This is a genomic window from Paenibacillus sp. J22R98, assembly GCF_059383835.1.
Genome location: NZ_JBXENW010000002.1, coordinates 560,480 through 579,186, shown reverse-complemented (window position 1 = coordinate 579,186; position 18,707 = coordinate 560,480). Strand labels below are relative to the sequence as shown.

The following is an 18,707-nucleotide window of genomic DNA, read 5'->3' as shown; positions in this document are numbered from 1 at the left end:
TCATAATAGCACCGACTGACCAAAAACGCAATATAGTCATTCAGTCAACCGCCCAATATCAATCACTCCAAACCTCACCCGTAACCGCAACATCGTCCTTACTGCCAGCAGCCTCCAGCTCCTCGATCGTAAACAAAGCATGCAGCTTCAGTCCCGCTTCCTCGAGCTTCTTGCGGCCATCCGGGTGTCGTTCGATGACACATAAGACGTCTTCAACAATCGCGCCTGCTGCGCGCAGCTCTGCAACGCTTAGCAGAATCTGTCCGCCGGTCGTAACGACATCCTCCACAATGCACACCTTCTGGCCGCGTACTTCCGCACCTTCAGCAAGCTTGCATGTCCCATAGCTCTTCGCCTGCTTCCGCACGAAAGCCGCAGGGATATTCGTTTCCAGCGAAAGCGCCGTTGCAACGGGGATGCCGCCCATCTCCAGACCCGCAAGCACATCGATACCAATCGGAATACATAAGGCCAGCTCGCAGGCAATGGCGCCAAGCAATCGAGGGTTCGCTTCAAATAAATACTTGTCAAAATACGTCTCCGAAACTTGACCGGAACGCAGCGTAAAGCTTCCCGACAAATGCGAGCTGTTGTAAATCCCCTTCGCCAATTCGTTCCTATTCATAACGCATCCCCCTCCAACGAACCTGTTTCATACCCATTAGCTGCTGTAATGTGCTGCCTCAGCTGCTCTTGTCTTCCTCGTTCCTCAGTTGACCAAGCTTCCCTACTCGTCCAACCTACTTATACTCTTTCTCCAACTGCTTCAGCTGCTCAAGACCTCTCTCGGCCCAACGCTTCAAACGGTCGATTGCTTCGATCTCGGCGGCAACGGCTCGTGTAAGCGACTCTTTATACGATGGCACTTCTCCCGGGTAAAGTCCGCTGATATCGCCGTAAGGTACGTTCGTTTTCTCGGTGTAGCTCAGCGCTCTGCGTTCATGAAACATCGGCACGTCGGGATTATAGGGATTGTGCAAATCGCCTTGCTCCGGGTGCTTCAATACCGCCAGCACTTTAATCAATGCGCGTGGTCCGCCTGTTTCCATTACTTCCCCTGCATAATCGCCCGATTTATAGGTAAACGTTACGATAGAGCCTTGTTCCGGAATAAATTTTTCTTTTTGCTGCATTTTACAACCACTCCATTCTTGTCCATAGTATTCGCCACTACCGCGAACCGCCTAATTTTTAGCATAAAATAAGGATGCAATCATACGCAAGTCTTAATTCCAATCTTGTGCTTCAAAGGGAAAACAGCGTAATATGAGAAAGAGAGTTCTTAGGGATTCCTGAACCGGTAGAAGAAGCAGGTGAGAATGTGCGAAAAAAAAGAGTATTGCTCCTATCCGAAGGGTTCGGTTCCGGACATACCCAAGCGGCTTATGCCCTTGCGGTCGGTCTTCGTTCACTTGATTCTACAATTCAGACTCGCGTCATTGAGCTGGGCAATTTTCTGAACCCGGTCATCGGCCCGCTGATTGTATCCGCATATCGCAAAACAGTGACTAAACAACCGAAACTGCTCGGAAAGCTATACCGCAGACAATATAAAAAATCACTTAACCGATTCGCGCAGCTGGCGCTGCATCGTATTTTCTATACGCATACATCGCAGGTCATCGCCCAGTTAAAGCCGGATTTGATCGTATGCACGCACCCTGTTCCTAATGCAGTCGTTTCACGGCTGAAGAGACTTGGGCTGCAAGTCCCGCTCTATACGCTCATTACCGATTACGATGCGCATGGCACTTGGACAAGCTCCGAGGTGACCAAATATCTTGTGTCTACCAATGAAGTTAAAAACAAGCTGACCGACCGCGGCATCTCGCCTGGGCGAATCGAGGTTACCGGTATCCCGGTACATCCGAACTTCTGGCAAACGCATGACAAATCGGAGCTGCAGGCGCAGTTTGATTTGAAACCATTGCCAACCGTCCTTATTATGGGCGGCGGTTGGGGGATTATGTACAGCGATGATTTGCTTAGCTACATGACCCGTTGGCGCGATAAGATTCAGTTGATCTATTGTGTCGGCAACAACGAGAAGGCACGTGAGCGAATGCTCGCTGACCCTAATTTTCAACATCCGAACATCAAGGTGCTCGGGTTTACCAAAGAAATTAACAAGCTGATGGACGTCTCCGACCTGCTGATTACAAAGCCCGGCGGCATGACATGTACAGAAGGCTTGAGCAAAAGCATCCCGATGCTGTTCTACGAACCGATTCCGGGACAAGAAGAAGTGAACTGCGAATACTTCGTCGCGAGCGGTTTTGGCGAGATGCTGATTTCCTCCGAAACGATCGATAAATGGTTCGGCCTTATTCAAGAGCCTTATACCTCCGGACAACACCGGCTGGATCTTATAAACAAACGCAACCAACAATACAATCCGATGGAATGCTCCCGCGCCGTCCTGCAGTTCCTGCAGTGACGGTTTTTTTCTGCCTGCTGTTCAGGACGCATCTCCCTTCCCCGAACCACAAAAAAACCGGAAAGGTCCTAAGACCCTTCCGGTTTTTCAATACCATTACAGCACGCTTCCGCCAAACAAGAAGCGATTCTCCCACTGTCCGCCTGCGATGTCGCTTGTGCGAACGCCGCCGGATTCAGTCGAATACGTATGCAGGATTTGGCCATTACCCAGGTAGATACCTACGTGTGTAATCGTTTCAGTCGCTTTGTTGACACCTGCATAGTTGGAAGCTTTCGAGCCTTTGTATTCCATGAAGAACATTAGGTCGCCGCGTTTCAGTGAACGCCAATCTGATTTCGTAGCGCCTTTCGCTTTCACGTAGTCGCCTTGCTTACGCGAATCCGCCGGAAGCGTCAAATTAGCGCCTTCGCGGAATGCAGTACGTACGAAATCGGAGCAATCGAATGTTGTAGTTGTGTCACGGTCGGAACCGAACTCATAAGGGGTTCCCCAATATTTCATGCCGGCTGCGATTGTGTTCTCGATCAATTGCGGTGCGTTCGGTGTAGTGCCGCCGCCTGTGCCTGAACCAGGATTCGTGCCGCTAGGCAGCGAGAAGCTTGCACCAGTCGATATGTATTGATTGCTTGTGCTGACATAACCTTTAACGCCATTCGAATCGGTTACTGCATACCAAGCGCTGTTCGGTTGACCTGTGATCAGAACAGACTCACCTTTGCTGAGATAGCGCAGACGCGTGCCATCTGTGGAAGGAGATTTACGGAACGAAACGGATGAAACGATCGATGCGTTATAGATGATTTCAATATATTTATCGGAAGAAGAGACATAAGCGATCGTGCCATAAACATCTTGTACTTTGTACCAACTCGCGTTCGTTTTCTCCAAGATGACAACGTTATCGCCCGCCTTCAAATATTTGTAGACGGTTGAAGAGGTAGACGGTGCGCTGCGGAAACTTACACTGGATTGAATTTCGCCGACGACAGGTGCTGGAGCCGGTGAGGCGCCCATCACTGCTGGCATGACAAGCAGAGCAGTCAGAATCAGGACAAGCAGTGATGCTGTAAACTTTTTCATTTTGATCCTCCTTATGTTGGTCTTGCTGTAGGCGTTTTGCCCTAATGCCAATTGTACGGAACTACGTAAAATGCATATATCGTCCACATGACTCATTTGTCATCCCGCTTACTAGTCGAATAGCACTAGCGCACGAACCTATACACGCAAAAAAGACACCTCCTGTTTAGAGATGTCTTCGCGCGAACCCCCCGCACTTCCTATGCGTACACTTCCTTTCGCATCGAAGTGCTTCGGTCCTATATGAAAGCCTAAAGTACTAGTATTGTCTGTGCCTTCTGCAATAATGTAAATACTACCAATGCGGCCTTCGTATGAATTTACTGCTAAATCCCTTCCATTTCAGGGAAAAATGCATGAAGCTCCGATTCGCTCTGGCTTTTCTTCATAATGAGCATGAGGGTGTCATAACGGTTTGGAGAATCGATGACGGACTGATAGTCAAGCTTCCCGATCGACGAGAAAATGGCCACATCCCCTGTATGGTAGTATAAATACAAAGATGCCTCGTCCTCATTATACGAACAGAATGCGATTTGTTTGGATTCCACGGGTACGAGCATAGCCAACGCCTCCCAAGTGTAGGATATCGCAAGGACATTACTATATATATCCAAATTGTAACCATAACAGCACTAAAGTGAATCGTTATCCATGCAAAATATTATTTATCACAAATACTTAATGGCCAGCAGCGCATCAATAGGCGTGTGCTCCAAGCCAAATGCATGAACAAATGCCGGATTACGCTGATCATGCATCCCTTTCATAATCGTGACCTCATAGCCCAGCTGCTCCAGTTCAGCCGGTTCCCAGCCACTGCGATGGGTTTGGAATTTCTCGCCGTTCAGCCCAAAGTGATCTACATACTCCTGCGGGAAGAAGCCTCGTGGCGTATAGAGGATAACATGGTGCTTGGCAATCACCTCCGCTTTCTGCAGGAGCAAATGGGCATCATGCTTGGTGAAATGCTCGATGGAATCGATGAACGACACCGCTGAGAACGACTTGGGCACAAACAGCTTATTGATCTCCCTGGCATCGGCATTTAAAGGAATAATATGACTCGCATTCGTCGCCCGGTTAACCAAATAGGGCCGATGAATCTCGAGCGCAACAATATGGTTATACGGGAATGTGTCCAGCAGTACGCAAGGTCCGCTCCCGATATCGAGCAAACTGTCCCTTTTCGTAAGCTTTTGATGAAGCAATGCATTGAAATCCCGATCCGTTGTTTCGTATGCCACCTCTCTTCTACCTCCTTCAACCTGACTGTTCTCCTCTTAGTTTATGAGCATGTCCTTGTAACGTAACGGCACATGTACATAAAAAAAAGCAGTCCCGATACACCAATAGGCGCGTAGGGACTGCTCTAACTACATGAATAGGAAACTAGTATCCGGAACCTGAGGCTGCTAAGCCGGAGCCGCAGGACACGCAGAACTTAGCGTTCAATTCGTTCTCGGTTTTGCAAGTGTTGCAGATGACGACAATCTCACCGACAGTCGTTTCATTCTTAGGCTCATCTCCCAGCGCAGATCCGCAATCCGGGCAGAACTTCGTATCGAGCGCAACTACTTTGCCGCAGCTGCAAGTTTTCTCGAAACGAATCATCTTAATCCGTTCTTCCAGCTGGCCGATTTCCACATGAAGTTCATCCACCTGCATGCAGCAGCCAGTGACTTCATGCTCGGCTGATGACATGTCATGCGCTTGATGCGCACGGTAAACCGCAGCTCCGATGGTTGCAAATACTTTATCGATTTCTCTCTCCTTGCCGGAGATTTGCGCTTTCAATTTAGTGATTTCAACCGTTTGCTGTGCTTTCTTCGCCGCTTCCGATGCACCTTGTTTAACTTTATCGAAAAAGGACATAAACTATCGACTCCTTCAACTATTCATCTACTATTGTCATTTTAACATAAACCGCCCTGACAGGTCATGCACATCCATAGACCTAATATACGACATAACACTACACAGGCTATTGCTATAGTTTATGTGCCGGACTATTGCGGAAGAACAACAAATCACGCATTACACAGCAAAAAGCGGGCTTCACCGAACGCATTGTTCGAAAAAGCCCGCTAATGGAGTTGAATCGTTATGAACTTATTCCGCTGGGTACATACGCTCGCGAATCGCTTTAATTTCAGCGCTCTCGAGGTACTCGTCGTATGACATCATACGATCGATTACTCCGTTAGGCGTAATTTCGATAATGCGGTTGGCAATCGTTTGAACGAACTGATGGTCATGCGATGTGAAGATCAGCGTGCCATCAAAGTCAATCAAACCGTTGTTAAGCGCCGTAATGGACTCGAGATCCAAATGGTTCGTCGGTTCGTCCATGAGCAATACGTTCGAGCTGGACAGCATCATCTTGGACAGCATGCAGCGAACCTTCTCGCCCCCGGACAATACGCTTGCTTTCTTAAGCGCCTCGTCACCGGAGAACAGCATACGGCCAAGGAAGCCGCGGATGAAGCTCTCATCCTGATCCTTCGAATATTGGCGAAGCCAGTCAACAAGGTTCATCTCTACGCCGTCGAAATACTGCGAGTTGTCTTTAGGGAAATACGCTTGTGTCGTTGTAATCCCCCATTGGAATGAACCTGCATCCGGTTCAATCTCTCCCGTAAGCAATTGGAACAAGATTGTTTTCGGCAGTGTGTTCGGTCCAACAAGTGCGATCTTGTCGCCTTTGTTAACCGTGATCGTCAGGTTGTCGATCAGGTTCACGCCGTCAACGGTCTTCGTCAAGCCTTCAGTCAGCAGCAATTGCTTGCCGGCTTCACGCTCAGGCTTGAAGTTGATGAATGGATATTTACGGCTGGATGGACGAATGTCATCAAGCGAAATCTTATCAAGAAGCTTCTTACGGGAAGTCGCTTGCTTGGATTTGGATTTGTTCGCGCTGAAACGTTGAATAAACGCTTGCAGCTCCTTGATTTTGTCTTCCTTCTTCTTGTTGTTATCGCGCATGAGCGTCAGCGCCAATTGGCTGGACTCGTACCAGAAGTCGTAGTTACCGACATACATTTGGATCTTACCGAAATCGATATCCGCGATATGCGTACACACTTGGTTCAAGAAGTGACGGTCATGGGATACTACGATAACAGTGCCTTCATAGCGGGAGAGGAAATCCTCAAGCCAGCCGATGGATTGCATGTCGAGATGGTTGGTAGGCTCATCGAGCAGCAGAATGTTCGGTGTACCGAACAATGCTTGCGCTAAGAGTACGCGAACTTTCTCGTTACCGGAAAGCTCCGACATTTTCTTGTCGTGAAGATCAGGCGTGATGCCAAGACCGTTCAGCATGCCTGCTGCTTCGGACTCCGCTTCCCAGCCGTTCATGTCTGCGAATTCCGCTTCCAATTCGCCTGCGCGCATGCCGTCTTCATCGGTGAATTCTGCTTTCGCGTAGATCGCGTCTTTCTCTTTCATGACTTCATAGAGCTTCTTGTGGCCCATAATAACCGTTTCGAGTACGAGGAAATCATCGTACTCATAATGGTTCTGTTTCAGGACCGCAAAGCGTTCACCCGGTGTAATATGAACCTCGCCGCTCGTTTGCTCTACTTCGCCGGAAAGAATCTTCAGAAACGTCGATTTGCCTGCGCCGTTTGCACCGATCAAGCCGTAGCAGTTGCCAGGCGTAAATTTAATATTTACATCTTCAAATAGCGCACGCTTACCGAAACGAAGCGTTATGCCGCTTGTACTAATCATTTTAAACAATCCCGTCCTTCACTAAATGTTCTACTCATCACACCATTATAGCATAAAATCGCGTATGATTGCCTATTTGTTATCATTTAATCGCACGGTTTCTCCATGAGGAAGGATCATCAGGGTCCCTCTCCCCAGCGAGAGCCGCTTGCTCTCGGCTTCCAGTCGATCCAGCGCTTCGCGCGGTGTGTCATCGGCTAATTTATACGATCCGTAATGCATCGGCACGAACCGTTTGGCACGCACATCAAGGAAGGCTTGCAGCGCCTCCTCCGGCGTCACATGCTGCTGTCCCATGAACCATTCCGGCTCATAAGCCCCGATTGGCATCAGCGCAACGTCGATGTCGAAGCGGTTGCCAATTTCCTTGAATCCGTCGAAATATCCGCTGTCTCCGGCAAAATATACCGTTGGTGCCAGTTCTGATTCTATGATGAATCCGCCCCAATGCGATTTGTTCGTGTCCGTCAAGGTGCGGCGTGTCCAGTGTTGTGCAGGTACAAAGGTAAACGTAATGCCGCTGATTATGGCGGATTGCCACCACTCCAGCTCGATTATGGAGGAGAACCCTTTGCGACGTAATTTATCGGCAAGGCCAACGGGTACGATCAACGTTTTACTGCCCTTGAGCTGTTCGAGTGATTTCATATGAAGATGATCATAATGAGAATGGGATATCAAGACGACGTCAATTGGCGGTACATCTTGAATCGCAAGTCCCGGTGGAGACAACCGTCGTTGTAACGCGAGCTTCTCGGCCCAAATCGGATCGGTAATAATATTCAGTCCGGCGTGCTGGATGAGAAAGGTCGAGTGACCAATCCAAGTCAACGATGGCTCAGCCGAGTTGGAATGCAAATAAATCAAGTCCGGGTCTGCAGTCGGAACCGTATAGGAATAATCTTTGAGCTTCATTTTGCCGGCACGCTCTCGTCGCCATTGTCTGACTTCCCTGAACGTTTTGGGTACCGCTTCCCGATTTAAATTTTCAAAGCGCATGGTTCTCACGTCTCCCGTCGTGTTGTCGGTTTCCTGTCTCTATCGGCTGCATGATACAACCATTCTTTCTTTCAAAGATACCAAGCTTAAATCGATTAAGCAAACAGCGTTCACCCCCGTGAATGTTAATTGTGGTTCCCTTGCCAAATGGTTTACAATATAGTCTAACGATGAACGGGAATGGGGGAAAACCATATGAAATTACTTGGTATTGAACCGACGCCAAGTCCAAATACAATGAAATTAAATGTGAATGAGAAGTTGCCCGCCGGGCAGCGCTTCAGCCTGGCCCTTAGCGATGCGGACAGCGCGGCTGAACCGCTGCGCAGCCTGCTTCGCATTGACGGCGTGCGCGGCTTGTTCCGCACGACGGATTTTATCGCGCTCGACCGGAAGCCGGGGGCTGACTGGGAGCGGATTCTGGCCGAGGCGCGGCGCATCCTCGTGAGCGGCGATGAGGCCGGCTCGGCCGAAGGCTCTGGCGCGGGCACTGGCGCAGCTGTGCCCGGCGCAGAGAGCTTCGGCGAAGCGCACGCGTTCGTGCAGCTGTATCGGGGCATCCCGATGCAGGTGCGCGTGCGCACGCCGGGCGGCGAAGCGCGTGCGGCGCTGCCCGCGCAGTTCACGGAGGCGGTGACGCGGGCAGCCGCCTCATCGATGATTCGCGAGCGAATGCTGGAGGAGCTCGGGGTCCGCTATGGCGAGCCCGATGAGATTGCAGCGGAGCTCGTAAGAGAGCTTGAAGCCGCTTATCCGCAGGAGCGGCTGGAGGCACTTGTCGCGGCAGCGATCGCGCTCGGCGCCGCGCAGGGCGATGCCCCCGCGGCGCAGGCGGCGCGGCCTGCGCCGCTTACGGCAGAGCAGCTCGCCGAGCGGCTCGCATCGCCGGAGTGGAGCGTGCGCTACGAGGCGCTCTCGCGCACGGCGCCGGAGCCGGCGATGCTCCCGCTGCTCGCCAAAGCCATAACCGACGACAACGTCTCCATCCGGAGACTGGCCGTCGTCTATCTCGGCGAGCTGCGCCTGCCGGAGGCGATGCCGCTCTTGATCGCGGCACTCCGCGACGCGTCCGCGTCCGTGCGGCGCACCGCCGGCGACACGCTCTCGGATCTTGGCGACCCCGCCGCGATCCCGGCCATGATTGAAGCGCTGCGCGACCGCAACAAGCTCGTCCGCTGGCGGGCCGCCCGCTTCCTCTACGAGGTCGGCGACGACTCCGCGGCAGAGGCGCTGCAAGCGGCCGCGGCTGACCCGGAATTCGAGGTCAGCCTGCAGGCGCGCATCGCCCTGGAACGGATTGAGCGCGGCGAAGAAGCTGCCGGATCCGTCTGGCAGCAGATGACGGCGCAAAGAAGCAACAAATCAAACAACGACTAGAGCAGAAAGGGCTTCCTAACTGTAATTCGCATAAGCGGATTACGGCTAGGAAGCCCTTATTTTGCATGATCGATGGCTTTATTGTTGTTTATTTTCTTTTTACAGCATTATTTTCTTTTTCTTCTCGTCCATTACCAAGTCAACGGATACGCCTTATCCCAGCTGTGATCCTGTCTCATGAAACGGTCGCTTTTCATGAAATACTCGTGACTGACTTGGCCGGGCCGATCCGGAAGCGGATCGTCCCAAGTTACATCCATGTGATGCCAGCCGTCATTCAGGCGTACCAAATTCCAAACATGACTGCCGGAATCGACCTTGCCTTCCACGATTCTCGACTCCACGCCGGCATGCTTCAGCATGCGGTAGGCCAGCAGCGAGTAGCCTTGACAGACGGCCTTGCCTGTTTCAAGCGCATCCAATGCCGTATATCGCTGCAGCGTTGTATCGTAAGCCACATGCTTCACGATCCAATCGTGAATAAAGGTGACCTTTTCTATAGGTTCCATGTTATCGGAGGCAATGGAAGGCAAGGCTTGATCGATCAATTGATCCACTTTGCTCGTTTGCTCGGCTGTTTCACGGTACGTAATCGTCAGCTTAATCTTGGCAGATGAACCCCATGTCCGAATCGTATAGAGATACGAATCTACAATGTAGGCAATATAATCGTTAGCAGCAAAGGTATCCCGTATAAGAACCGGAAACTGCTTGGACAGCTCCGTGCGATCTCCATCGTAGGAGATCGAAATTTCCGGCTTCTGTTCAAGCAGCTGCTGCAGAATGTCTGCTTTCAGCTCCCGAAGCGTTGTGCTATTCGATGCCATCTGGGCATTAGTCTCTCGAAAATCCGAACCAAGTCCCGCAATCAGAATCAAAGAGACGAGGACCAATCGTATAAGGAATGGGTGCATGCCGATTTGACTCCCTTCTACCTGCCTCTTGGCTTTACGTAGCTCCATTATAACAAAGTGGAATGGATAGAATAAAGCAAATGAGGAAAATATGGGAAATCAAATTGAATCCGATGTTACAACGCTGTAATCCTATTGATGAGCAGCAGAGCAGATTCTTCGATCGCCAGCTCGCTGAAACGTATTCCCTCTTCCATCAATTGCTGCCCTGTTACTACAATCGACTCCGCTTGGCGATCACTGCGATCACCGGGTAAGAACACCACTTGATAGGCAGCTCCCCTATCCAGAGCTTGCAGGCGAATCGAGCGAGACGCTTCTGCACCGGGCAGACGGAATACGAACAGCAAATGCTCCTCGCCGCTTTGCTGGCTGTATTGATAAGCAGACCAGCAATCACCGAGGCCGCCCCTCACCGGCTGCCCGGTCAATCGATACAAATCCGCCGAGCGTACAAAAGGTTTCACCTTCTGCTGGTACACCTCAATATGATGCGCCAACCGTTCTCGCATCCACTCCGGCATCTGCGGAAGCTTCTGCGAAATGCCGAAGCCGCGAAGCATTGCGACTCGGGTATAGTAATCGAATTGATGAGGCTTTAAGTCCGGTGAATTCGGATGAAACTGCTGTTTCTCATAATTCCACAGAAACTCAGAGTAACTCCAGTGCAAGCAGACATCCGCGGCCAGCATCGTGGTCGCTCCCCAGAAAACTTGCAAGCTGTGCTCCGGCCAGTCCGGATCGCTTAGAAAGGTCGTATGGGTGTGACTCATCATCCCGAGATCGATTCGCAGTCCACCAGAGGAGCAATTTTCCAATATCACCTCCGGATGTTTGGCGCAAACGCGATCGAGCGTGCGGTAGTAGCCGTTGTAATGCTCGAATAGTCCATCGCCTGCGCCATGTCCATGGTCGGTACAATTACAGCCTGCTTGCGGATCCAAGTTAAAGTCGAGCTTCATCCACTGACAGTTATAGCCGGTAATGAGCTCATCCAATGTACGGAAGGCCCAATCCTGCACTTCAGGATTACCAAAGCAGAGATATCCGAGCTGTACCCCATCTCTGCGCGCAGGGAAGGACGGATGGCGCTTCGATAAATTCGCGGATTTTCCCAGCGCTTCGATCTCGCACCACAGTCCAAACTTCATGCCAAGGCCATGCACGAAATCGGACAATGCACGAATACCGCTTGGAAAGCGCAACGTATTCACCATTTCCCAATCGCCGCGGTGCTCGAACCATTCTGAAGCCGCTTCGGATGGACCGAACCAACCGGCATCCAGCGTACAAATCTCAATGCCGAGCTTCGCCGCTTCCACCGCATTTGCACGGAATACCTCTTCGTTAATCGTCTTGTCCTCGTAGCTCCACCAATGATTCCACTCTGCCGGAAGCGAACGGGAGAACTCATTACTCACATACCAATGCTTACGTCCCACACGAGCAAACTGGATTGAAGTACTGTTAAGCTCTCCGCCGCTTCCTGCCGCCATGGCTACATGAATGCCTTCCATCGTCTGCCCCGGCTGCAGCTCTTTGGCAAATTCCCAATCATTCAACCCGCCGCTCACTTCGAAATGGCTGCTGCCTTCTAGGCCCAAGCCTCGTCCGTTTGCTTCAATCTCCCCAGCTCTTTCACAACGCAGTATCCAGTTGCCGGACCACATCGGAGATACCGTTAACAGGTCACCTTCGCTCCCTATGAGACTCATCCAAGGATGCATATCCTTCGACGAACGCCCTTGCCTTGTTTGCAGAACTACGTCCTCTTGAACCAGCTGAATGCGTACTGGCTCAAACTCGGCTCCCCACTCGCTCTTGTAGTGCATGAGCGTCCACGAATCCTCGGGAAGCTGCAGCCGGAAGGAGTCCACTCGTTCAATTGTCACGGATTCCGTTCCATCATTACGCACCGATACCCATCGCTCTACCAAAGATGTTCCCTCGTAAGCGATCACATGACTCTCTATGACCAAATCGAACGAACCACAGTAATGATAGATAGAAGCATGGTGTTGAGCCCCATCTGCCGCCTCTCTCTCATCTATCCCTATTAATTGAAGACCTTCTGTTTGCTCATCAATCCTCAGTCCATTCGCATAGACCGCAAATTCCGTCCCGTTAATTGCTTGCTCTACTCTATTCAATTCACACACGCTCCTAATCAAGTCATTGCACCTGTGCACACGATCGATAACGAAATCGCACGGCAGGCAAAAGGCCGCACCTCAAAGTAGAAATTCTACTTTAAAGCACAGCCTCCTCTTACCTATTTCTTCGAAATAATTTCGTTGACCTGCTCATCCATTTTCTTCAGCGCTTCGTCGACCGGAATTTTGTTTGCAAAAATTTGATCGACCAGCGGCGAAATGGCTTTGTCTTGCGCTTCGCGCCATCTGAGGTGATAGATATCGCCGATGTTGCCGTATTTCATCCAGTCGAAACGAGCTGTTTGGTAGCCTTCCGGTGCCCATGCCGGCGTTTCCACCTTCGAGAGAGCGGTTTTGTTGATCGGAATCCACGATTGCTGTTTCGCCAGCGTTTCTTGGTTCTCGGTCATCGTCCATTTGATGAATTCCCATGCTTGATCCGGATGCTTCGACTTCTCCGTCATGGCATAGCCGCCCATCCAGTAAGGAACAACGCGTTTGTCATCCCACTTCGGCATTGGCGCCATATCCCAGTGCAGGTCCTTCTTCTCTTTAAGATTGCCCAGATCCCAGTCACCGCCAACATACATGGCAATTTTGCCCGTCAAGAAGTCGCCGCCAAGGGCGCTCGATTGCGCCGCATCCGGCGCAACGTGATGCTTGTAGATCAGATCCTGCAAGTATTGCAGCGCATTCTTCGTTTCCGGCGTATTAAACGACAGCTTCTCCGGATCGTGAATGTTCGGTGCCAGTGCCCCTCCTTGTTCTTGGCTTAGCGCCATCCAGCCCCACCATGCGCCGAGGGACATGCTTGTGCCGAACTGCACCGTTTTGTCGCCTTCTTTGATCGTCAGTTTCTGGGCCGCTGCGAGGTAATCGTCCCAGTTCCAGTTCTCGTTCGGGTACGCGACATTCGCTTTGTCGAACAGGTCTTTGTTATAGTACATGACGAGCGTTTGATAGTTTTCCGGCGCAACGTACATGTTGCTGCCATCAAATTTAAACGGCTCGAACAGCTTCTCGTCGTAGTCGGCCATGTTCAGATCGCGGTCGAAGTAAGGCTGAAGATTTTTCATGAGTCCTTTTTTGTACCAAGCATAGGCAGGCACATCCCAGTAAAACAAGTCTACTGGCGAGTTCGAGGCAAGGGACAGCTCAATTTTCTTGAACGTTTCGTCCCATGGCAGGAGCGTCATTTTCACTTGAATGTTCGGGTGTGTATCGTTAAAGCGTTTCACTTTATCTTTCTCTTCTTCATCTAAAGCGGGGCCGTTCGACCAACGGATGAAATTCAGCTCTACCTTCTCATCCTTGCTGCCCGTGTTGCCGTTGTCATTCCCGCCGCAGCCATACAAGACCGTCGACAATGCCATGACGAGCGTCATAACGAAAGCCAGCTTACGTTTGCGAAACATACAGATCCCTCTTTTCTCTGTTTTACGTTATGGTTGTCAACCTTTAACGCCGGTAAATACCATGCCCTTGACGAAAATCTTCTGGCAAAGGAAGTACAGAATGACGCATGGAGCGATCGCATAGAGCGACGCGGCCATTAGGAGATGAAGATCAGGAGCGCTTCGGGCAGAACCTTGGAAGTAGGATAAACCAAGCGCCAAAGTACGCTTATTCTCATCCGTCAAATAAATGAGCGGCCCCATAAAATCGTTCCAAGTCCCCATAAACGTGAACACCCCTACCGTAACAAGCACCGGCTTGCTAAGCGGAACCATGATCCTCGCCCATATGCCATATGTGTTGCAACCGTCGATCCGCGCCGAATCCTCGAGCTCATACGGGATGCCCATGAAGAACTGACGCATCATGAAGATGAAGAAGGCGCTTCCAAACCAAGCCGGAACGATGAGCGGCAGGAATGTATCTACCCAGCCCAGCTTGTTGAAGAAGAGATAAATCGGTACCATCGTTACGGCGCTAGGCAGCATCATGGTTGCCAGCAGCACGAGGAAGATGAAATTGCGTCCGGGTGCATGCAGCCGTGAGAATCCATAGGCGGCGAAGGAGCACGAGAACAGCGTTCCAATCATTACGAATACGACAATAATGACCGAGTTCTGCGTATATAAGCCAAACGGAAATGTCGTAAAAGCTTCCACGAAGTTATGCCATTGCATCGGCTGCGGGATCCACTGCGGCGGGAAGATGTATACATCCGCTTTGAGCTTCAATGAAGTAGACAGCATCCAAGCGAATGGAATCAGAATGACGATGGAGCCGATGCAGAGCAGCAGATAGCTGAATATTTTGGACATCAGCTCTGCTTGGCTGCGAGAGAGCTTTCTACGGACAGGCGCATCGTTTTGTGTGATCGTGTTCATTTATTTTCCCGACCTCCTGTTCCCTTCGTAGAAGACCCACATCGGCGATGATTTGAAGATGATTAACGTGAATGCAAGGATGATTAGGAAGAGCACCCAAGCCAGCGCGGACGCATAACCCATTTGTAAATAATCGAATGCGTTGCGGTATAAATACAGCACGCTGAACAGCGTAGCGTTGTTCGGTCCGCCTGCCGTCATGATGAAGCCTTCCGTGAACACTTGGAGCGCTCCGATAATGCCCGTAATCAGATTGAAGAAAATAACCGGGGAGAGCATGGGAAGCGTAATATGCCGGAATTGCTTGCTTTTGTTCGCTCCGTCAATCTCGGCAGCTTCGTACAGATCCGTCGGAATGCCTTGCAGCCCCGCCAGATAAACCAGCATGCTTCCGCCAACGCCCCAGAGTCCCATAATAATGATCGGCGGCAGCGCCCACTGCTCATCGATAAACCATTTTGGTCCCTCGAAACCGATAAAACTGATGGCCCAGTTGATTAACCCGAAATCCGGATTGAAAATCCACTTCCACAGCAGCGCAACCGCAACGCCGGACATGACCGCAGGCAAGTAAAATATCGTTCGAAAGAAAAAGATCCCCTTAATGTTCTTGTTGAGCAGCAGTGCCAGCGCTAAGGAAACGACTAGCCCGAGCGGAACGCTTACAACGGAGTAGATCATAGTTACCTTCAGCGATTGCCAGAACAGCGAATCCTTGAACAATTCAATATAATTGTCCAGGCCGACCCATTTGGGCGAGCTCAGAATATCGTAGTCCGTAAAGCTGAAATAGGCAGATGCCGCGATCGGCCCCAGCATGAAGAATAACAGGCCGAGTATCGCAGGACTCATAAACACATATCCATCCAATGCTTCGCGCCTGGATCTGGTCCACCATTTCTTGTTTGTGTGCATACTCGTCGTTCACCTCCAAGATAGTTGGAATTAAACTTATTTTCGGTTTTCCGAAACGTTTCGGATACCTTTCTGAAAAAGAGCGCTGCTGCTCTCCTCAATCGCTGCTTTCATTAGCTTCCTAAGGTATCGCTCTCGTGCTCTCGCGGATAATTAATTCATTTTGCAATACAATTTTTCGATCAATTTGGCGGTTCTCCATCATATCGATGACGAGCTGCGCAGCCTGATACCCCATCTCATATTTATCTTGCCGGATCGTTGTCAGCTTCGGCGAACAATAGGCGGCTACCGGGATGTCGTCATAGCCGACTATGGACAGCGTTTGCGGCACTTGTCGCTTCAGCTTCTCCATTGCGCGGAGCGCGCCGAGTACCATCAAGTCACTCGCTGAGAACACCGCCGTTACATCGGGATGGTTGAGCAAGATGCGATACATCGCCTCGCAGCCGCCGTCTTCCGAGAAGTTTCCGTCGAAGACGAGGTCCGGATCGTAAGGAATGCCGGCTTTCTCCAAGGCTTGCTTGTAGCCCTGCAGCCTTCTGATGCTGACGGCCGCTTCGTTATGTCCGTTGATCATCGCGATCTTACGGTGCCCGAGCTCCAGCAGGTGATTGACCGCAAGCGTTGCTCCGTACACATTGTCTGTCGTGACGTGGCCGGTATTCTTGCTTTCGACCGGAATGTCGATCAGTACGCATGGGAAATCGGCTTTGCTCACAATTTCCTCCAGGTACGGATCATTCACCCGCAAGCCGAACACAATCGCGCCGTCAACGCCCCGCTCCCTGCACAGATCCGAATAGGATTTCTTCAGCTGTTTCTTGGAGCTCGTGCTGAATAGCAAAATATCATAATCGAGCATCGTCGAGCGGTCATTGATGCCGCACAATATTTCGTATGCGAGCGCATCCTTGACGCCTTCCCGGTTAATATCCGAGATGATGACGCCGATCGTTCTCGATTTCTTCATCACCAGACTTCTGGCAGCAGCGCTGGGCCGATAATTCAATTCCTCGGCAGCCTGCTTGATTTTCTTGCGAGTTTCCTCATTGACGTCGCTGTATCCGTTAAGCGCTCTGGATACAGTCGTAACCGACAATCCTGTTGCTTTTGCCAGGTCTTTAATGGTGGTCACCACTTGCACATCCTCTATTCGAAACGTTTCGGATTGATTATGGACTCAGTATAGGTCAAAATGATAGCGTTTGCAATAGCCAATTTGGAGGACAAACACAAGGGATAAAGCGGTAGATTTGTGCTGATGTGTGGCTCTGAGAGCTACACATTTGCTAGATTGGGTGGCTTGACGCTGATGTGTTGCTCTGAGAGCTACTTATTTGCTAGATTCATCAACTAACTTCTCATGTGTTGCTCTGAGAGCTACTCATTTGCTAGATTCGTCAACTAACTTCTCATGTGTTGCTCTGAGAGCTACACTTTTGCTAGATTCGTCAACTAACTTCTCATGTGTTGCTCTGGGGGCTTCTCATTTGCTAGATATGTCTAGATTTGGTGACAACACCAGTTGGCAGGAATCCCGTGCCGAAGTGGACAGCAAATCTAATGTGCGGTAGCAGGTTTCTCTCTTCCAGCTACTTTGCGCTCTCCCAACAATGTGCGGTAACTGCTTCCTCTCTCGCAGCTAGCTTACACGTTTCCACCATTGCCCCCTCTATGAGCATCCAAAGAAGAAAAGAGCCATCCCAAAAGTTGACTTGCGCACTTTTGAGACAGCCCCTTAAGGTCAATCTATACCTCGCGCCAGTCCAATATGACGCCTAAACATGGACTTTTCGGCGCTGTAATCAGCTCCCAGGCTTCGGCGGCATCCGTGGCGGGAAACCGGTGCGTGATCAGCTGCTCCGACGTCAGCCACCCTTCTTCAATGGCAGCAATCGTAGCCGCCATCCGTTCTGCTGACCAGCCGGAAGGGGTATGAAGCGTGATCTCTTGCTCGCGCAGCTTTTGAATATCAATCATGCCTGCTTCGCCTAGGTAGCCTGCAGAAACGAGGTGGCTGTCGTGTTTCATCAGCGGCTGCAGCTTGCGGAACGTTTCGAGGCTGCCCACCGTGTCGATCACAATGGCGAGCTGCTTGTTTACATTCTGCAGTACTTGAGCGGGATCGCTGATATGGCCATTGATTGGAATCGCATAACCACCCGCAACGGCCAGCCCCAGTCTCTCCTCTCGATGGCCGAGCAAATAAACCTGAACGCCGCGATGAGCCAGCGTCTGTGCCGCCCATTGGCCAACGAGCCCGTCGCCGATAACAACCGCGACGTCTCCTTCTGAGACCGGCGGCCGTATGCCGCAGTTATAGCCGACCTGCGTCAGCACCGTGCCGGAGTAGGCTAGCGGCTCCGGCCCATCCTCCGATAGCTTCCACACTTGGGAGCCGTCCGTAACAGCCGGATTGATGTGACCGCCAAAATCGAAATACATGCCGTCTACTTTGCTGACGGAGGCGAATACGCGATCACCTGCTTTTACATGGGTTACTTCTGCACCTACCGAGATAACACGCCCTACCTTCTGATAGCCGGGCACATGAGGGAAAGGCCAAGGTCCTCCTTCGGTGTACGGAGTCTCGCCTGATATACGCTCCCCGCGGAAGAAGGATGATTCGGTTCCGATGCTGATCCAGGAATATTCGAGCTCAATGACGACATCCCGATCCGTTGGTTCAGGCACTTCTACGGTCCGAACGCTCACGACTTCTTTTGTCTCAAATACGACTGCCATTGCTTTCATA

Annotated in this window: 17 protein-coding genes; 2 read left to right on the top strand and 15 right to left on the bottom strand. The window is 51.0% G+C overall.

Translation table 11 applies throughout. From position 1 onward, the window contains the following. Window positions 1-58: 58 nt before the first annotated feature. Together pyrE and kapB are read right to left on the bottom strand one after the other, a co-directional pair. A complete protein-coding gene (gene pyrE / locus AC50Y3_RS08060; RefSeq protein ID WP_494818259.1) occupies window positions 59-625 on the bottom strand; it encodes an orotate phosphoribosyltransferase in 567 nt (188 codons plus the stop codon). A 115-nt stretch (window positions 626-740) separates the two neighbouring features. Beyond that, window positions 741-1,133, bottom strand: coding sequence for a sporulation phosphorelay system protein KapB (gene kapB / locus AC50Y3_RS08055; RefSeq protein ID WP_494818258.1), 393 nt, complete (start codon window positions 1,131-1,133; stop codon window positions 741-743). A 188-nt stretch (window positions 1,134-1,321) separates the two neighbouring features. Here kapB and AC50Y3_RS08050 point away from each other — a divergent pair, with 188 nt between their 5' ends. Beyond that, window positions 1,322-2,437, top strand: coding sequence for an MGDG synthase family glycosyltransferase (locus tag AC50Y3_RS08050; protein ID WP_494818257.1), 1,116 nt, complete (start codon window positions 1,322-1,324; stop codon window positions 2,435-2,437). A gap of 96 nt (window positions 2,438-2,533) precedes the next feature. Here the strand turns inward: AC50Y3_RS08050 and AC50Y3_RS08045 are convergent, their stop codons facing one another. The 6 genes from AC50Y3_RS08045 to AC50Y3_RS08020 form a co-directional block, all read right to left on the bottom strand. Then, window positions 2,534-3,520, bottom strand: a complete 987-nt coding sequence (locus AC50Y3_RS08045) for a C40 family peptidase (protein ID WP_494818256.1) — start codon at window positions 3,518-3,520, stop codon at window positions 2,534-2,536. Between the two features lie 326 nt (window positions 3,521-3,846). Then, a complete protein-coding gene (locus AC50Y3_RS08040) occupies window positions 3,847-4,083 on the bottom strand; it encodes a KTSC domain-containing protein (RefSeq protein WP_494818255.1) in 237 nt (78 codons plus the stop codon). 108 nt (window positions 4,084-4,191) lie between these two features. Further along, window positions 4,192-4,767 carry a class I SAM-dependent methyltransferase gene (locus AC50Y3_RS08035; RefSeq protein WP_494818254.1) on the bottom strand — a complete coding sequence of 192 codons (576 nt, stop codon included), beginning with the start codon at window positions 4,765-4,767 and terminating at the stop codon, window positions 4,192-4,194. A 145-nt stretch (window positions 4,768-4,912) separates the two neighbouring features. Further along, window positions 4,913-5,395, bottom strand: coding sequence for a double zinc ribbon domain-containing protein (locus AC50Y3_RS08030; RefSeq protein WP_494818253.1), 483 nt, complete (start codon window positions 5,393-5,395; stop codon window positions 4,913-4,915). Window positions 5,396-5,632: 237 nt separating this feature from the next. Beyond that, window positions 5,633-7,255, bottom strand: coding sequence for an ABC-F family ATP-binding cassette domain-containing protein (locus tag AC50Y3_RS08025; protein ID WP_494818252.1), 1,623 nt, complete (start codon window positions 7,253-7,255; stop codon window positions 5,633-5,635). Between the two features lie 72 nt (window positions 7,256-7,327). Further along, a complete protein-coding gene (locus AC50Y3_RS08020; protein ID WP_494818251.1) occupies window positions 7,328-8,263 on the bottom strand; it encodes an MBL fold metallo-hydrolase in 936 nt (311 codons plus the stop codon). 186 nt (window positions 8,264-8,449) lie between these two features. Here AC50Y3_RS08020 and AC50Y3_RS08015 point away from each other — a divergent pair, with 186 nt between their 5' ends. Further along, on the top strand, window positions 8,450-9,631 hold the full coding sequence (locus AC50Y3_RS08015; RefSeq protein ID WP_494818250.1) for a conserved virulence factor C family protein: 1,182 nt from the start codon (window positions 8,450-8,452) through the stop codon (window positions 9,629-9,631). Between the two features lie 131 nt (window positions 9,632-9,762). Here the strand turns inward: AC50Y3_RS08015 and AC50Y3_RS08010 are convergent, their stop codons facing one another. The 7 genes from AC50Y3_RS08010 to AC50Y3_RS07980 form a co-directional block, all read right to left on the bottom strand. Beyond that, complete coding sequence (locus AC50Y3_RS08010) at window positions 9,763-10,545, bottom strand: transglutaminase domain-containing protein (protein WP_494818249.1); 783 nt, start codon at window positions 10,543-10,545, stop codon at window positions 9,763-9,765. A gap of 116 nt (window positions 10,546-10,661) precedes the next feature. Next, a complete protein-coding gene (locus AC50Y3_RS08005; protein ID WP_494818248.1) occupies window positions 10,662-12,695 on the bottom strand; it encodes an alpha-galactosidase in 2,034 nt (677 codons plus the stop codon). Window positions 12,696-12,817: 122 nt separating this feature from the next. After that, complete coding sequence (locus AC50Y3_RS08000; RefSeq protein ID WP_494818247.1) at window positions 12,818-14,113, bottom strand: ABC transporter substrate-binding protein; 1,296 nt, start codon at window positions 14,111-14,113, stop codon at window positions 12,818-12,820. Window positions 14,114-14,149: 36 nt separating this feature from the next. Beyond that, on the bottom strand, window positions 14,150-15,034 hold the full coding sequence (locus AC50Y3_RS07995; protein ID WP_494818246.1) for a carbohydrate ABC transporter permease: 885 nt from the start codon (window positions 15,032-15,034) through the stop codon (window positions 14,150-14,152). Continuing rightward, window positions 15,035-15,949, bottom strand: coding sequence for a carbohydrate ABC transporter permease (locus tag AC50Y3_RS07990; RefSeq protein ID WP_494818245.1), 915 nt, complete (start codon window positions 15,947-15,949; stop codon window positions 15,035-15,037). It abuts the gene before it with no gap. Window positions 15,950-16,070: 121 nt separating this feature from the next. After that, a complete protein-coding gene (locus tag AC50Y3_RS07985; RefSeq protein ID WP_494818244.1) occupies window positions 16,071-17,087 on the bottom strand; it encodes a LacI family DNA-binding transcriptional regulator in 1,017 nt (338 codons plus the stop codon). Between the two features lie 614 nt (window positions 17,088-17,701). Beyond that, window positions 17,702-18,706 (bottom strand): zinc-binding dehydrogenase, encoded by a 1,005-nt coding sequence (locus AC50Y3_RS07980; RefSeq protein ID WP_494818243.1) that lies wholly within the window; start codon window positions 18,704-18,706, stop codon window positions 17,702-17,704. Window position 18,707: the final 1 nt, after the last annotated feature.

Coding starts and splice junctions, on each gene's coding strand:
- AC50Y3_RS07980 (WP_494818243.1), bottom strand. CDS start 18,706: ATGAAAGCAATGGCAGTCGTATTTGAGACAAAAGAAGTCGTGAGCGTT.
- AC50Y3_RS08025 (WP_494818252.1), bottom strand. CDS start 7,255: ATGATTAGTACAAGCGGCATAACGCTTCGTTTCGGTAAGCGTGCGCTA.
- AC50Y3_RS08000 (WP_494818247.1), bottom strand. CDS start 14,113: ATGTTTCGCAAACGTAAGCTGGCTTTCGTTATGACGCTCGTCATGGCA.
- AC50Y3_RS08030 (WP_494818253.1), bottom strand. CDS start 5,395: ATGTCCTTTTTCGATAAAGTTAAACAAGGTGCATCGGAAGCGGCGAAG.
- pyrE (WP_494818259.1), bottom strand. CDS start 625: ATGAATAGGAACGAATTGGCGAAGGGGATTTACAACAGCTCGCATTTG.
- AC50Y3_RS08040 (WP_494818255.1), bottom strand. CDS start 4,083: ATGCTCGTACCCGTGGAATCCAAACAAATCGCATTCTGTTCGTATAAT.
- AC50Y3_RS08010 (WP_494818249.1), bottom strand. CDS start 10,545: ATGCACCCATTCCTTATACGATTGGTCCTCGTCTCTTTGATTCTGATT.
- AC50Y3_RS07990 (WP_494818245.1), bottom strand. CDS start 15,949: ATGCACACAAACAAGAAATGGTGGACCAGATCCAGGCGCGAAGCATTG.
- kapB (WP_494818258.1), bottom strand. CDS start 1,133: ATGCAGCAAAAAGAAAAATTTATTCCGGAACAAGGCTCTATCGTAACG.
- AC50Y3_RS07995 (WP_494818246.1), bottom strand. CDS start 15,034: ATGAACACGATCACACAAAACGATGCGCCTGTCCGTAGAAAGCTCTCT.
- AC50Y3_RS08015 (WP_494818250.1), top strand. CDS start 8,450: ATGAAATTACTTGGTATTGAACCGACGCCAAGTCCAAATACAATGAAA.
- AC50Y3_RS08045 (WP_494818256.1), bottom strand. CDS start 3,520: ATGAAAAAGTTTACAGCATCACTGCTTGTCCTGATTCTGACTGCTCTG.